The 16,275-nt window shown below is 46.9% G+C and carries 11 protein-coding genes; 5 read left to right on the forward strand and 6 right to left on the reverse strand.

Going from position 1 to position 16,275, the window contains the following annotated elements:
- Positions 1-19: 19 nt before the first annotated feature.
- From SPB21_RS06275 to hpsE, 3 genes are all read right to left on the reverse strand, one after another.
- Positions 20-1,090: a sensor histidine kinase gene (locus SPB21_RS06275; protein ID WP_499866007.1), complete on the reverse strand. Its 1,071-nt coding sequence runs from the start codon at positions 1,088-1,090 to the stop codon at positions 20-22.
- Between the two features lie 7 nt (positions 1,091-1,097).
- Entirely contained in the window at positions 1,098-2,252 is a 1,155-nt protein-coding gene (locus SPB21_RS06280) for an FIST signal transduction protein (RefSeq protein WP_499868678.1), read from the reverse strand.
- Between the two features lie 134 nt (positions 2,253-2,386).
- Positions 2,387-3,367 carry a hormogonium polysaccharide biosynthesis glycosyltransferase HpsE gene (gene hpsE / locus SPB21_RS06285; protein ID WP_499866008.1) on the reverse strand — a complete coding sequence of 327 codons (981 nt, stop codon included), beginning with the start codon at positions 3,365-3,367 and terminating at the stop codon, positions 2,387-2,389.
- 197 nt (positions 3,368-3,564) lie between these two features.
- Here hpsE and SPB21_RS06290 point away from each other — a divergent pair, with 197 nt between their 5' ends.
- Positions 3,565-3,720 (forward strand): tetratricopeptide repeat protein, encoded by a 156-nt coding sequence (locus tag SPB21_RS06290; RefSeq protein WP_499866009.1) that lies wholly within the window; start codon positions 3,565-3,567, stop codon positions 3,718-3,720.
- A 17-nt stretch (positions 3,721-3,737) separates the two neighbouring features.
- Positions 3,738-3,953, forward strand: coding sequence for a tetratricopeptide repeat protein (locus SPB21_RS06295; protein WP_163659329.1), 216 nt, complete (start codon positions 3,738-3,740; stop codon positions 3,951-3,953).
- Here the strand turns inward: SPB21_RS06295 and SPB21_RS06300 are convergent.
- Positions 3,854-6,592, reverse strand: a complete 2,739-nt coding sequence (locus tag SPB21_RS06300; RefSeq protein WP_499866010.1) for a WD40 repeat domain-containing protein — start codon at positions 6,590-6,592, stop codon at positions 3,854-3,856. The two genes, SPB21_RS06295 and SPB21_RS06300, sit on opposite strands and share 100 nt — an antisense overlap.
- A 242-nt stretch (positions 6,593-6,834) precedes the next feature.
- Between SPB21_RS06300 and SPB21_RS06305 the strand changes: the two genes are divergently transcribed.
- Positions 6,835-7,875 carry a serine hydrolase domain-containing protein gene (locus SPB21_RS06305; protein ID WP_499059220.1) on the forward strand — a complete coding sequence of 347 codons (1,041 nt, stop codon included), beginning with the start codon at positions 6,835-6,837 and terminating at the stop codon, positions 7,873-7,875.
- A 69-nt stretch (positions 7,876-7,944) separates the two neighbouring features.
- Positions 7,945-8,622: a YHS domain-containing (seleno)protein gene (locus tag SPB21_RS06310; RefSeq protein WP_499866011.1), complete on the forward strand. Its 678-nt coding sequence runs from the start codon at positions 7,945-7,947 to the stop codon at positions 8,620-8,622.
- Between the two features lie 73 nt (positions 8,623-8,695).
- Here the strand turns inward: SPB21_RS06310 and SPB21_RS06315 are convergent, their stop codons facing one another.
- Complete coding sequence (locus tag SPB21_RS06315; protein ID WP_499866012.1) at positions 8,696-9,574, reverse strand: response regulator transcription factor; 879 nt, start codon at positions 9,572-9,574, stop codon at positions 8,696-8,698.
- Positions 9,575-10,000: 426 nt separating this feature from the next.
- Positions 10,001-14,062 (reverse strand): glycerophosphodiester phosphodiesterase family protein, encoded by a 4,062-nt coding sequence (locus SPB21_RS06320; RefSeq protein WP_499866013.1) that lies wholly within the window; start codon positions 14,060-14,062, stop codon positions 10,001-10,003.
- Positions 14,063-14,477: 415 nt separating this feature from the next.
- Between SPB21_RS06320 and SPB21_RS06325 the strand changes: the two genes are divergently transcribed.
- Positions 14,478-16,148, forward strand: coding sequence for a GspE/PulE family protein (locus SPB21_RS06325; RefSeq protein WP_250565852.1), 1,671 nt, complete (start codon positions 14,478-14,480; stop codon positions 16,146-16,148).
- The last annotated feature ends 127 nt before the right edge of the window (positions 16,149-16,275 follow it).

Consider the following 16,275-nt stretch of genomic DNA (forward strand, 5'->3'; position numbering starts at 1 on the left):
GGATGATTGCCTCACCAATTCATTGCTTGATAGGAATGCTGACGATAAACTCAGTGCCTGATCCTACATTAGATCGACACTCTAAAGTACCGTCGTGGTTTTCAACAATAATCTGATAGCTGATCGATAACCCCATGCCTGTTCCCTCGCCAGTAGGTTTTGTCGTGAAGAATGGATTAAATATCTTTTTGTAAATCTCTTCAGGCATTCCTAAGCCATTATCAGCAATGGATATGTTTATCCATTGTGAATTAATCGTAGATGTACAAATTGTAATTTGACCAGCTTCAAGCTTACCTGGATATTGTGATTGTTGTGTGTAGCGATCTTCAATAGCGTCGACTGCATTGACTAAGATGTTCATAAAAACCTGATTGAGTTGCCCTGAAAAACAGGAGATTTGAGGTAACTGACTATAATTCTTAATGATGGTGATGTTAGGACGGTGGCCATACCCTTTGAATCGGTGCTGTAGAAGCATCAAGGTACTGTCCAAACCGTCATGCAAATCTGCTTCCTTATAATCAGCTTCATCAAGTCGTGAGAAGGTTCTCAATCCTGACACAATCTTGCTAATGCGTTCACTACCTATTTGCATAGAATTCAAGAGCCTGAACAGGTCTTCAACAATAAAGTCCACCTCTAACTCTTCGCTGAGGGCCGTAATTTTGCTGTGTGGTTCAGGATAGATTTTCTGATAGAGATTGAGCAAATCTATTAAATCTTGCACATAGGCATAGGCATGGTCAATATTACAATAGATAAAACTGATGGGATTATTAATTTCATGGGCAATGCCTGCCACCAACATCCCCAGGGCAGACATCTTTTCAGATTGTATCAATTTTGTTTGCATCAGTTGCAAATTGGTGAAAGCTGCTTGTAACTCCTGACTACGAATCTCTGCCTCACTTCTGGATTTTTCTAATCCTTGAATAATTTGACGAACTAACTCTGATTGGATCTCGTAAGAATTTTCTAATTCTGCCCGATTGGCTTCCGAACGAGCCAATTTTTTCTGTAGCAGCCGATTGTGTTTTTCTAACTTCTCAATGCGTTGTTGTAGCTGATCAGGGGCCATATTATCCATGAAGAAGCTACTCCATGCCTAACAGCAACGTTACAAAGGTTTCATTGTGAAATTGGGCTGCGCCATGGGTGCGGGACGGAGCGATTTCTCCATAGGTATAAAATCCAGCGCACGTCATGTTAGGCGGAATTGCCTGTCGTAAGACGTGATATTCTTCTTTAGTTCTGGTTCCTAAAACCCGCATACGCCCTGTGCAGGAGAATAATAAGGCTACGGTGGGATGAGTTCCAGGATAATGCTTAAGGGCTTGTCGCATGGATGAATTTGCCGAGGCCACCATTTCATCCCGACTGGAACGAACCACTTGTACCTCTGACTGGGGTGGGATATCGGCAAAGAAGGTGATGCTGCCAGACTCTGAATCATAGGAGCCGTTAGACGCTCGCATATACCAACTGTTTTGATTTGGTTCAAACACAGCTAACCGGTAGGCAGGAGATGGACGAATATCGCCTAAATAATCTCGATAAAACTCTAAAATGGGCTGTCCATTAACTTCATGAAGAACGTTACCATCGACTTTAGTCACTTTTCCTTTTTTTCCTATCGGGGTCCAACCCGTGGACACCCCATGGCCCCAGAGTACAGGCCCTGACAATAGCAAAATGGGCAGAGCATCACTTAAGACTTCTTGCCCAAAAAATTGGTAGGTTTGTCGAAATTTCCATTGGTCACAGGTGGTCCCCCCGATAATGGGAGTTGTTTCCCCTAAGGCTTGTTGCAAGCCATCCAGAATTAACAGTCCACTGGTCGTTAAACTTTCAGGTGTGGTGATACATAAAGCTGTTGGGCGTTGGGACTGTGCTTGGGCTAATTGAACGGTTTGCTGAGCAATTGCAACAGGGTTTGAGGAAACATGGCGACCAACAGCGGCATGAAAGCCCACTTGGTCGGAGTACAACAACATTAAGACTAGAGAGTCTTGCTGAAATTCTAGGATAGATGAAATTTCACCGTCAGTTGTGCCGCCAATGAGTTGAATGCCTGGAAATGTTTGGTTAATACGCTTAAGGATTTCAGTATGCTCAAAATCAAGGGCGGCTAACAAAATTCCTGCCTGAGGCTTAATCTCTGCTAAAGCAGTCAGACATTGTTCTAAGACTTCTGCGATTGCAAACGTCGTATCTGGGTCATTGCTATGACCAACTACTGCTTTTAGTATAGCTTCTACGCAAAACGTTGATATCTACTCTTCCATTAGTCAGCATACCCAACTAATTAAATATCCACTTAATCTTGTACATACGATGGATATATTGCAAATCAGCAGAATTGCGATGTGTTCAAATTATCGCTTTAGCTTCGGAATATGGGCGTATCTATGCTTCCATATGTCTGGCCTACTGATAATCCATGGATGGGACTCATAAAACTGTGAACCAGTAATGTTCGTTCACAGGCCGTGACAATATCGGTTGGGTGGAACTGTTTGGTTTTAAGGATATGGATGATCAGTTTGCGCAGGTCATTGAGGCCATGTAGGAGTAGCATCAAAGGACGCTGCCACCGACGATAGCGCACACAACGTAGGGGATACCGACTGACACCAATGGATTGAAACAGGTCTAGCAAATAGGCTGGGCGCAGACGATTGGCCGGAATTGAGTGGAGCAGGCGCATCTGGGGATTATGCCAAATGGGCCAACCTCCCTGGCGTATATGGCTTAGGGTTTCAATATCTTCCCCCTTGGTTTTCAGGCTCGTGCCACATACGCCACTGAGGGCTGGCTCTGTGGGGACACAGGTGAACCAGGCTCGGCGTCGAACCACCATACCCGCCCCGGCGGGTAAAACCCCTTGCTTGGTGTGGTATTGAAAGGGCGTATCTCCCCGCTGAATGACGGCCAGACAGCTGGCAATACGCTCAAAACCTTCTGGGGGTTTGCTTTCGTATTGTCCATCAATGGCACTGCCATAGGCTCCTGCCTGGGGATGGAGTTGACCAAATTGATAGGCCTGAGCAACCCAATCCTCGGCAGGTAAGGTGTCGTCATCTAAAAAACCGACAAGGTCACTGCTGACAGAGCCCATGGCGCAACGGCGGGCATAGGCAAGGCCCTGACGAGGCTCAAACAGGTATCGCAGGGGAATATGCTTAGGCCACTGGTGCTGATAGTCGCGAATACATTGAGCCGTCTGGTCGTGACTGTTGTTGTCAACGATGAGGATTTCCCAGGTTAGGGACTTGGGGATGAGTTGCGATCGCAATCGCTCTAATAATATAGGTAGACGACGCTCACCGTTATAGGTGCAGATAACAACAGAAAAGTCAGTCACAATAAAGTAAATAAGCGCTTATTCAAGGATGAAAAAAAATGCACCAAATAAAACCGAGATATCCCGGTATTGAGCAGCGCAATACTATACTTCGCAGGTTAAGCCTGGACCAAGATAAGGTTGTTAAATGGGTGTCTCATAGCGACTTAATTTTTGTAAAGTTCTGACCCTAAATTGGTGAGCCTTGAGGTGGGTCAATGGAGGAAGACAGGGACAGCTTGACCAGGCTGGCTACAGAGTTGGCCCAGCAAGCATACGATGTGAAGGTGAATGCCTATGGGGACACTCATCCCGATGTGGCTGCCAGCTTAAATTTGCTAGGGCTTATTTACCAAGATCAAGGTAATACCTAGTTAAGAATCTGGGGACATTGGCTTACGCGCAAAATGATGTGCCCCAAGCTCAGGAGTATCTGGATCAAGCGCTGAGCATGGCCAAGGAAACTCTTGGAGAAGATCATCTCTCCCATCCGCAAACAACGCTCTATCACCGCCGCCACCACGTCTTAACAGGAGCTGTCTCCAACTTCCTCAACAAAACATCCCTTTGCGTAATCTCCACCCAGGGCATCACCGTCCCAATATAATGGGTCTTCCGCCGTTTCTTTAGCGCCAACAATGCCACCCGTATATTAATCGCCTCATTTGGCAACCCCCGGCATAGCTCCACCACCGTCGCTGATGTCACTTTAGACATCGCCGCTAGTGCAATTGCCGCATTCATCACACCGCTGTGCTTTAATTTCGACAACAACGGCACCAACTCGGCTTCCGTCAAATCAAATGCCTCAATCACCTGCAGTGCTTCTGCAATAGAAATATTATTGGCCATCCCATTTTGCGAACCATTGCGCTGACGCCTCACCTCATCCGGCAACAATGCATCAATGATGTCAAAGATCTTATCCAGCATCCCCTTTACCGTGTGGAACTCACTGCTCTGCTTTATGCCGTCATACCGCAGAAATGCCAGAATTTTCTCGTAAATAGTCAGAATCAGCTGACTCGTATAAATATCTACCTCAATATCTCGTTGAAATCGTTCCAGCGCCTGGGGATAGCTATCATCATCTAACCGCATACGGCTATGGATAAACTCATAGAGAGACGACAATGCTGCTGAAACATTATCCCTGAGATCCTGCAACGCAGGCAGATACAGTTCACCATTTTCCAAATCAGCCAGATAGGGACTAATGGTTTGGTAGTTCTTCTCAGCACTGGCTACCAAGAAAAATAAAGCTTCCAGTAAAAGATTAGTCTCTAAAATAGGTGCATTGTATTTAGCCGATAAACCACCCTGTTCAGCTTTGGCCAACATAAACTCATAGAAACTGCTGACATTTGCCTGTTCTATCCGCCAAGCCTTAAAAAAGACCTCAGCTTTGTTCATTTGAACAAGGGAAGACTCTTCGACTTGGGGATTAGCTGCAGTACTTTCATCTTCACTTGCCTCTTCAACAAGCTTGGGTAAATCCAGTAACTTCACTGTGCCATCTAAAGAGGCTGTAGCAAGGTACGAGCGATTGGCCGCAAAGGATAGGGCAATGGCGTGGGCATCATGGGCAATGGTGGTAACGCGTCTACCGGTAGCAACTTTGATTATGTTAGCGGTTTGATCTGACGATGCTGTGGCCAGGTATCCTCCATCGGCAGAGAACGCGATGGCATTAACGTCCCCTTCGTGCTTAATGGTATAAACGTTTCTGCCGCCTGTTTTAGTGACTACTTTGATGAGTTTAATTGTATTATTCCATGAGCCAATGGCTAGATAGGTACCAAAGGGAGATGATGATATACCTCGCAGTTTACCCTGATGAGAGATAGAGGTAATTTTCTCACCGGTGGATATCTTTGTAATTTCGGTGTTTGAGCCAGTGGTTGTGGCAATGTAAGCCTCGTCTGGCGAAAAGCAAAGGACATCGGCTGAACTTGTATGGGAAAATGCTGTAACCTCATGGCCAGTGGCAACAGCCAATATCTTTATTGTTTTATCACTGGGAACGGCCAGATATGTCCCCCTGGGCGAAAAGCATATGGACTTTGATATGTCTGCTTCATTTTTGCTATGGGCCAGGGTACGAATCGTCTTGCCTGTAGCTACCTCAACAATTTTGATGGCTTTGTCAATAGAAACTGCGGCTAAGTGAGTGCCATCTGGAGAGAAGCAGGTTTTCTGTACAATACCTTGGTGCTGCACGGCAGCAAATTCTTTACCCGTCGATACGTCTATGACTTTAAAAAGATGGTCTAATACAATGGCCAGATACGCACCATCCGTTGAAAACGACATGGCTGTAAGCCAACCTTTATAGGTGATTGTTCTCAGCTCTTCACCTGTTTCCACCTCAATGATCTTAGCAGTGGTCGCTGATATGCTTTCTTCACCAGGCACTTGCCTCAAATAGTAAACCCCGTTGGGAGAAAAGAAACCCACTGGGACATCAGACCTATTTGTAATAGTTGAGAAATTATCACTAGCACTCGCTTTATTGGTGGTGATTTTTGCATTGGGCTTAACCAATTCAATAAAGATATTGGAGAGCAGAGAATTTAGTCGCTGCTTCCCTGCCAAGTTGGAAGAAGTCTGGCCAATATCTTCTGGGTAGATCAGGGTAAAGGTTTCTTGTAGGGATGTGAGCTGTTGTCTAACAACGTAGAGATTGGGGTCATCAATTCTAGCGTCATGTTGTAGACCTGAAATCTTCCTCGCTCCGTAAGAAGCATATTGGGTGCTTTCGTTATCATTAGTAATATCTTGTCGAATGCTTTCTATAGCAATATCTCGTGACTGACTCAGTTTTTCTCGTGTTTTGATAAACTCATATAGCGTAGAAAGGGCGGTATCAATGCTGTCTTTGCAATTTTGCAATTGCTCTGCCTTGAGATATTCTTCACAGGTGATTAATAATGAATTGATCGTTGCCAAGGCAAGATTCGTTTCTAAGATTAGTAGAACATTCTGTTCTATGGGGTTATCCGACTCAGCTGCTTTTTCAACCGCTTGTTTAATGCCATCCTTGGTGTATAGATAAAAGGTGGCGTGGGTAGCTTGCTTAGTATCCCGAAGGTGCTTCCAGTGCAGGTAGTTTTGGTTAAGCTGTTTGATAACATCCAAAAACTGGTGCGGTAAATTATTTCTATCTTCTGGCGTGATATCGATATTGATAAAGTCGTCGTGGATAACGTCTGGTGAAAACTTGGATGACGATATTAAGGAAAGCATGCTTCAAGAACTTGAGGGTGCTTATGGCTGATAAGAGGCCACTACAGCTAGATACAATCCCTTTATGGATGATTCCTTAAGGTTTGAGCCCTCAATCAAATTGCGTCCCAAAGCGCTGTCGTTCTGAAATAGGGCTTTGTACAGTTATTATGGCACCAAGGTTTTTTAGTTAGTCAGACTACTGAAGCAATTATATGTGTCGATCAAAGTTGTCCCTATGGTTAGCTGGAGTAGTCATCATTATGTTCGGTACTGGATGCCAGCCAAAAGCACAACCACTGCCGATAAGTGCTCCGTTTGATCAGCGATTAGATACTGCCCTAGCAGAAATTGAAGCACAAAATCTAAATGTTATTATCGCCGTCTCTCACCATAGCGAGCCTATTCAATTCAAAGAGTTTGGGGCTCCAGCCATTGACACAATACCACCCGAACAAACCTTGATTGACATCAATTCCATCACAAAAACTGTGACTGGAGTGATGGCAGCAAAACTTGTGCAACAAGGCAAGGTCAGTTTTGATGAAACCCTTGGTGATATTTTTGACAACGTACCAGCCGATAAATCGAACATCACAGTACATCAGTTATTGACACACTCCGCTGGATTTAGCGAATCTATTGGTCCAGATCCAGAACAGCTGAGTAAAGATGAATTTCTCATTCGAGCATTTGAATCGTCGCTTGAATTCCTTCCAGGAGAAACATATCAATATTCCAACACCGGATTTGGCATTGTCGCCGCGATCATCGAAGCACGCTCTGGTAAATCTTATGAAGCCTATTTGCGCGAAGATGTGATTGCAGGACTAGGGCTAGAAAATACTGGGTACGAGTCTGTTTATGACAATAGCCGTTCACTAAAAACCAGGCAAGACGAGACAATTCGCCAGGCTAGTTGGGGAAACGACAAACCTTATTGGAATCTCATTGGTAATGGTGGCTTAGTCTCAACGGTGGAAGATATGATTCAATTTCGTCAAACGGTTGTTGCTGGTCAAGTCATATCTCCAGATATGCTTACTATTGTGCAAACGCCGCATATTCGGGAATTTGAAGACGATGAGAGCTTTTATGGCTATGGGCTTGTGGTTGAAGAATTAGACGGCATTGGGCAAGTCTATTGGCACGATGGTGGTAATGAAGTGTTTTCGGCCCAATGGATAGATTACGTAGAGCAGGGTGATTTAATTTTTACAGCTGGTACTGACGAGGATGCTACCAAAGCTATAGCTTCGTTGGAAAATCATTTGTATGGTGGTAGTGAAAATAGTTCAGAATAATTGTTTTGTCTAAGCCCAGATTAAGGTTTCTGTGATTAGCTATGGCCATAGTCAAAACTACTTTTAATTATGTACATAAATTCCTCAGGTAAATTCACAGCCACACTACTTGCAAGCTTAGTTCTAGCAGTAGGCTGTGCCGTAGATCCATCGAGTCAATCCGTGGATACCACTGTAACTAGCGATATCCAAGACAGTTCGGCCATAGCCACTGAAGTTGCAACTATGCCTAATCCCTGTGCTAGTGCAAGTCCCTGTGCTGGAGCAAATCCCTGTGCTAGTGCAAATCCCTGTGCTGGAGCAAATCCCTGTGCTGGGCCAGATACAACTGCAGCCGTAGAAACTATTGCACCTGAAACCCAAAATATCCAATATTTTGCAGACAATAGTGGACTGGCCATCCGTGGCACTGACCCCGTTGCTTACTTTACCCAAGGTGGACCGGTTGCGGGTAGTTCAGAGTTTACCTATACCTGGAACAATGCCACATGGCAGTTTGTCAGTGCAGAAAATCGAGACTTATTTGCAGCTAATCCCGCACAGTATGCTCCACAATATGGTGGATACTGTGCCTGGGCCGTGAGCCAGGGATATACTGCATCCATTGATCCTAATGCCTGGAAAATTGTGGATGGCAAACTCTATCTTAACTACAGCAGAGGGGTACAAAGACGGTGGGAACAAGATATTCCCGGCCATATCAGCAACGCCAATGCCAACTGGCCTGGAGTCCTTGAAGAATCTTAGGAAGGGCGGCTATCCATAGAATGTGAGAGAATGTGAGCGGTCTCAGGGCTACCCTAGATTCAACAGCAATTGTCTATCCTAGACCCACTAACTTCAAGAATTCACCTTGATAAGATCGTTCAGCAAGATGCTGATCATTTGATGCCAGGTATTTGTTAAGCACCTTGAGAATCTTTTCTTTCTTAACAGGCTTGCTAAAGAATCCAGATGCACCCACTAATCTGGCGCGTACTCGGTCAATCAGGCCATTGTTGCTGGTTACCATGATTACAGGTGTTCTCCGTAAGGATGCAGTCCGGCGAATTTGAGCACACAGTTCGTAACCATTGGTATAGGGCATCACCAAATCTAAAAAAATCAGCTGAGGCCTGAATTCTAAGAGTCTTGGCATGGTCTCTAAGGGCTTAGAGATATTTTGATAACCATAGCCTGCCCCTTGAATAATTGCCGCCATGGCCTGGCTATCTAATGGACTATCTTCAATGTAAACCACCTGATTTTGAGATGCTGACAACAATCCTTGGGATAAGCGCGAAGGGTTGGGAAAGAGTAGAGAATTTGTTGTTTCTGAAGCGATAGGAACAGGACCTAACAGCGTTTTTACTGTAGCTAAAATACTCTGTAGATCAACGGGTTTTAACTCACACGCATCACAGCCAGATTTCTGCACTTTGGTTCGCTCAGCTTCAGTTGTGCAAACTGTCAAGGCAACTATGGGGATCTTTTGCGTAACTGTTGATGCTTTAAGAATTTTAATTGTTTGCCAACCACTGATAACAGGCAGGTCTGTGTCAATTAAAATAATATCTGGTGCTTCAGTAACTGCCAATAAAATACCTTCATCGCCCCCTTGTGTAGCTAGAACTATCTCATAGTTACATTGGGTAAACCATGATCGAAGGGTATTACAGAGCGATGAATCGCTCGTTATTAATAAGATTTTCTTGGTCATAAAAAAGATTCACGAGCCATTTCCTAATGCACTTGAGTTTCCACGAGAACCAGTGAATCTGTTCCAAACGGACAAATTCATTGTCTCTAGTTCTGCTCAAACCGGCGGCAGGCCTGCCAGCGATTGGCATACAGGCCATAAAAAATCATGGCCTGTACAGTTGGAGCTATAACTAGCAAGCAATAAACATGCCCGATGCCAGTGTGAGTAGTAGGACACTCATATCAAGTACGACCAATGAAGTAGTTCAAAGTTGCCAATGGTTGAACCGCTTCAGTCGTTTGACGTATGCAATCTTGGATAAATTGCGCAAAAAACGTTTGCGTAATGTCAACGCCCCTTAGGGCTGAGCTTGTGAACCCGGTTAGGATATGCGTCAAAGCGGTCTACAGTTTGAGTTGCTTGAACTGTAGACCGTCTACATGCCTAAACCACAGTAAATGCAGTTTCAGTTAGAGCTGAAGCAGCTACGCCATTTAGCAGAGCCAGATCCTCAGTGCCAAAGGAAATTACCGCAGCATCGCCATGCTGACCAAGGGATAGATCTGAGAAGGATAAGCCATCGGCCAGACCGATCAGGTCAGTGCCCACTTCGAAGTCAAGGATAGTATCTGTACCTTGACCTGCGGCCAGGACAAAGGTGTCAGCACCTCGACCACGACCAAAGTCGTCACCCACTAGGGTGTCGTTACCCAGGCCGCCCTGTAGCAGGTCATCACCGTCGTCACCCCAAATGTGATCATCGCCAGCATCGCCGAATAGCTCGTCGTTGCCACCTTTACCGCCGATCCGATCATTGCCTGCACCACCAAAGATCAGGTCATCGCCACCGATACCGCGCTGGGAATCGCGGCTATTGAGGTCACCCCGCAGGATGTCATCACCGTCACCGCCAGCGATCATGTCAGCGCCTAAACCGCCTGCAATCGTGTTGTCACTGACAGTGCCAACCAGGGTATTGTCAGAATCATCACCCACAGTGACTGATTCTGGTATCGATGCCACACCTAAACGCGGATCTAGATTTAATGGCTCATCCAGTGCCAATGTGATGATTTCGTTGTTGTCAATTTCGGTACCCGAGAAATCACGACCAATGGAGAATGGATAGTTGTTGTCATTCGCCACCAGAATGGTATTTTCATCAAGCACCAGGACATCTTCAATGGTGACAAAGGGGAAGGAGAATGTGGTGCTACCATCACCATTGAGATCATTAGGATCGGCAATGTCCAATAGATCAGCAACCAGCTCTCTTTCTACAAAGCCATTTTCATCAACATTAGAGATATCGATTTTGTAGATGCGCTTAAATTCGGCAGCTTCACCCTGACGACCATCCCGCTCAATCACTAAGAATTCAGTCTCGTTGATGGGGGTGAGGTCACCAATGGCATGGTTGGGGGCATCCAGCTGATACAGGCCGATAATGCCCTCAAATGAGCGGCTGGCTACATCAAATTCATAGATGCGCAGAGACCCTTCAGGATCGCCAAGGACTGTGCCTTCTAGCATGGGATAGAGGGTACTCCGGTCGGGGCTAAAGCCCATGCCTTCGTAACCCCGTGAACCCCGTAGGTTAGCAAACTCTTCAGCGGTTTCAAACTGTTCAACTATAATCCGTCCAGTTTCAGGGAAGTCGGTGAAGAAGCCATCCACACCCAGTTCAATCAGCTGACGAAATTCATCTCCAGATGTCTGGGGGGTACCATCCTCATTTAAGGTGAGAAAACGCTCTTCATCCCGCAGGGTGTAGGGGTGAACTTGCAGCCCTGCATCGTGGGCAAAGTCAACTAGAGGAAAGATCTCTCCAGTCAGGCGAGTGGTGATTTCCGCAATACCGTCACCGTTACCGTCTACGGGTGTTGCCAGGGGCTCACGCAGCAGGATGTTGTTTTTCCAGGGGCCAATTCCGTCGGCATAGCTGCTAATTTCAGTAATGGCTTCAGTATTGGCCAGGGAGTTATAGCCTGGGTTTTCAAAATCTAGGAAGGGGAGCAGGTCACCGTAGATGGCCCCTTTCTCAGCTTCAGATAGATTGGCATTGGCTACCAGGTCATAGGGCACGGAGAAACCGCCACCGCCTTCATTGATAAAGGCACCTTCAGTATCACCAAAGAGCTGCACCAATTGCAGGTCGTCTAAACCAGCCTCAGGGAGGATTTCATGCCGTAGCTCCAGCAGGTTCTGAATTTCGAAGGACTGGATAAAGATGCGATCGCGATCTGTAAATCCGGTATCCACCAGGGTTTGCACCAGGGGTTCTTCTAACGATAGCCCTTGCTGATCAAAGAAGGTGGGGTGCTTGGTTTCGGGATAAATACCAATGTCACGGCCCACTGCGGCGCTGACCTCCTGAACCAGTTCGATGACTTCCTCAAACGTAGGAATTTCAAACTCGTTGTTAAATTCCTGATTGCGGTATGGGCGGGACTGAACCGCCCGTAGCTGCTTGATTTCTGCCAGGGTGAAGTCTTCAGCAAAATAAGCCGTAATTTCTTCCCCATCCAGCATCTTGGTGGACATGCGCTCAGCACCAAACACCTCGGCCACGTTAGTGGTGTCGTCAAGCATAGGCTCGTGGCGAGCGATGAGAACACCATCAGAGGTGATCACCAGGTCAGGCTCAACAAAATCAGCCCCTTGATAAATGGCTAAACGATAGGCTTCTAAGGTGTGCTCAGGAAAATCACCGCTGGCCCCCCGGTGACCAATCACTAATGGAGTTTGACCATTAAGGGTATTAAAGTCAAAGTCAGGATTATTGGGAGAGCGCACCTCGTCAGACGTCAACCGATCTACGACAGGATCTCCCGTGCGAGGGAAGTCAGTGAAGAAGCCATCGGCACCAATGTCAACCAGCTGCTGAAACTCTTGCTCTGGTGTTTGGGGTGTGCCGTCAGGATTTAGGGTGAGAAAACGTTCTTCATCGCGCAGGGTATAGGGATGCACCTGCAAATCAGCGCCATGGGCATCATCGATGAAGGAGGTAACTTCCCCGGTGAGACGAGTTGTGATTTCGGCCACACCGTCACCATTACCATCCACTGGAGTCTCCAAAGCTTCCCGGATAAGAATATTATTCTTCCAAGGACCTGCCCCTTCGGCATATTGCTCGCTGATCACCTGCAAAAATTCAGCGCTATCCAGATCGCTATATACGGTGGTGCTAGACAGGGGATTCTCCACCGCCGCTAAAAAGTCTGCACCATAAATGGCCTCTAGATCGTTACCCTGCTCCACATTAAAGCGGATGTCGTAGGGAGCCGAGAAACTGTTATCTACAGGTGCATCGGGCAAGGTGTTGCCGTATAGCTGCACCAGGGGAATATCGCCCAGACCTTCTGCATCTAGCTGGCCCTGAAGTTCAATCAGGTTCTGGAACTCAAAGGACTGGATAAAGATGCGGTTGGGATCGGTAAATCCAGTCCGCTGTAGGGTTTCAATTAAGGGTTCTTCTAGAGACAGTCCCTGCTGGTCAAAGAACGTGGGGTGCTTGGTCTCAGGATAGATGCCAACTTGTACACCGGTTTCAGCTTCAACTGCTTGCACCAGTTCGATCACGTCCTCAAAGGTGGGAATCTCAAACAATCCATCAAAGGCCGGATCGCGAAAGTCGCGGGATTGGACGACCCGCAGTTGTTTAATCTCTTCTAGGGTAAAATCTTCGGCAAAGTAGCCAGTGATCTCAACACCGTCCAATAGTTTTGTGGCCATGCGCTCGGGGCCAAACACCTCGGCCACGTTAGTGGTGTCATCTAAAAGCGGCTCATGGCGGGCAATGAGAACACCGTCAGAGGTGGTGACTAAGTCGGGTTCAATAAAGTCAGCACCCGCTGCGATCGCAGCCCGATACGCTGCTAAGGTGTGCTCTGGAAAGTCACCGCTAGCACCCCGATGCCCAATGACTAAAGGATCTTGACCATTAAGGGTGTTGAGATCAACTGGATTGGGAGTGGCAATGGGTGCTTCTAAGAGTTCACCCTCACTGTTGAAGTGCAATAGATAAGGACCAAACTCCTCACCCACCCAGATATCACCGTTATTATCAATAACAAATGACTCAATATCAAAGTCAGCACCGGTCAAAAGACGCTCGGCACTCTCTTCATTTTGAATATCGAAGGGAATTAAATTATCGGGATCGCTCAGTTGAACAAACCCTTGCAGATCTACGCTACCATCACCACCTTGACCCTGAAAATTTGGTCGAGCCTGGTAAATGCGCAACAGATAGTCGGTACTGTTACTTTCACCGCCAAAGCCGTTGTCAGATAAAAACCAAAATGTTCTAGCGTCGGTATCAGGCGCGAATTGTACGGCACTAAACCCCTGCACTGGCTGGCCATTAAAGGGACCGGTGCGGCCATTTGCAGAGATGGGTTGAATGCGATTGGCCGCATCAATCCGACCGTTGTCTGTCCCAGACGGAGGACCATCAGCGAAAGTGTCGGCTGATAGGGAAGCAAACCCTCTTAAGGTGACCATCTTTACCTCTGAACTATGTGATTAGTAGATAACTATTGATGTGGAGAACTTGAACACTCCCAGTAAGGAAGTGAAGAACAATCTCCGTCGTTCCGGGTGGTAACAATCCCCCAGGAGGTAATATTCAGGAGCAAGGTTAACAAAACATTTTCGAACCATTAAACAAACTGGCTACGGGTGCCAGATTATCGTTCAAGGCATGTGGTGCAAATGGTGTAAGAATTATGTTGGCCAATAATTTTCGTAAAGTTGCTGCGATTATTGGCAGCGGCGACTAAACCTTAACCTGTTTTAATCTCTTCTTCATCCACATCAGGAATAATCTAAACGGGGGTTAAGCATGGGTGTCAGCGCTTTTGAACACAGTGTAGGGCCATGCTTATGTCCATCCTCTTTAACTGGCAATGGGTTTTCTATGGTGCTTGATTCCGATTTATTGACGGCGTGGCAACAGCTTAGAAATGGTCAAATTGACTGTCAGCGCGCATTACAGCTGTTGCGGGATGACCAGGGAGCCCTGAATCTAACCCTGCTGGATGACGAAGTCTGCCAACGATTTTTTCAGCTGTTCCCTGACGCACAGCAGCTGCCGCCGGTGGTGCCCCTATTGCTGTGGCGCAATTGTTACTATCTGGGCAGTCCTGTTGCCCTGACCCCTGAGGTAGAACAGCAGGTTTGCGATCGCACCCTCACCCAGGTCAAAATTTTATCCATTACAGAAAAAAGCTATCGCTGCTGGCACCACACCCGCCACTTTGACGTAAATTGCATCGGTGCGGCCCCTTTAGTTAACCCCCTCACCGGTAGCCAGGACGCAGAAGATATTAGCGAAACAACAGAGCTATTTTTGTCAAAGGCGGCAGGCCAGATCGAGCGGATTAAAACCATTATTGCCAGTGCTCTACGCAACCGGGCCAGCGACATTCATCTAGAGCCCACCACCGAAGGTCTACAGGTACGCTATCGCATTGATGGCGTCCTGCGTAACGTCACAAAACTACCCTTAGACATTAGTCGCCGGGTGATTGTTGCCCTCAAGGTAATGGCCAGCATGGACATTGCCGACAGCCGTCGACCCCATGATGGCCGCATTGGTGAACAATATATGTCTGGGGATGGCAATGCCCTGGGCATGGATATGCGAGTCAGTACGCTTCCCTGTGTCTGTGGAGAAAAGGCCGTTATCCGGCTTTTACCCCGCAAAAATCCGTTCTCCACCATTGATAAACTGGGGTTTTCTCCCAAAGTATTGCCCACCTACAAAACCTGGTTAGAACAGCCCCAGGGCCTAATTATCTTCACCGGTCCCACCGGCTCTGGTAAAACCAGTACCCTATACACCAGTTTGCAGGCCATCGCTAAAGAGCATGTCAATGTGGTCACCGTGGAAGACCCAGTGGAATATGTTCTGCCCCGGATTACCCAAACCCAGGTAAATGAAGCAGCCGGCATGACCTTTGCCGCAGGATTACGGGCCATTCTCCGGCAAGATCCTGACATTATTATGTTAGGCGAAGTGCGGGATCACGAGACAGCAGAAACTGCCGTGCGAGCGGCTTTAACGGGTCACCTCGTCTTTACTACGCTCCATACTAACGATGCCGTTGGCGCAATTCCCCGGCTTCAGGATATTGGTCCCGATCCTAGCTTGATCAGCGACGCACTGCTGGGTGTCGTGGCCCAGCGGCTAGTCCGTCGTATTTGTCCCCACTGCATAGAGTCTTATCCAGCTACCGAGACAGACTTTAAACGATTAGGGATACTGCCATCCCAGATTAAAGCCAACCCTGTTTTACACCGAGGTCGTGGCTGCAACCATTGTTTAGGTTCAGGTTATCTAGGTCGTGAGGCAATTGTGGAACTGCTTGAAGTGGATGAACCCATTCGGGAAATTATCCACAGTGGCAACATGATCGACTTACACCGTTACTTAAGGGAAACTGACTTTATGTCCTTCCGTCAGGCCGCCATCGAAAAAGTATTTGCCGGTGTCACCAGCATTGATGAGGTCTTTAGAGTCTTACCCCGCAGTGCTTTGCGTGTAACCAATTCACAGCACAAGCAATTATCACAACTAACGGCTTAGGCCCAGGATACAGTGCCCTGTTGGGAGCGGATCAAGAAACAATAAGGTACTCTCAAATTTCGGCTCAAGAAAAACAATATCTCTCATAAAAAAGGGCCTCAGGACTAATCCCAAGACCCATTCGCTC

Origin of the sequence: Leptothoe sp. ISB3NOV94-8A (assembly GCF_043421595.1) — a bacterium.
GTDB classification, from domain to species: Bacteria; Cyanobacteriota; Cyanobacteriia; order Phormidesmidales; family Phormidesmidaceae; genus Leptothoe; species Leptothoe turfae.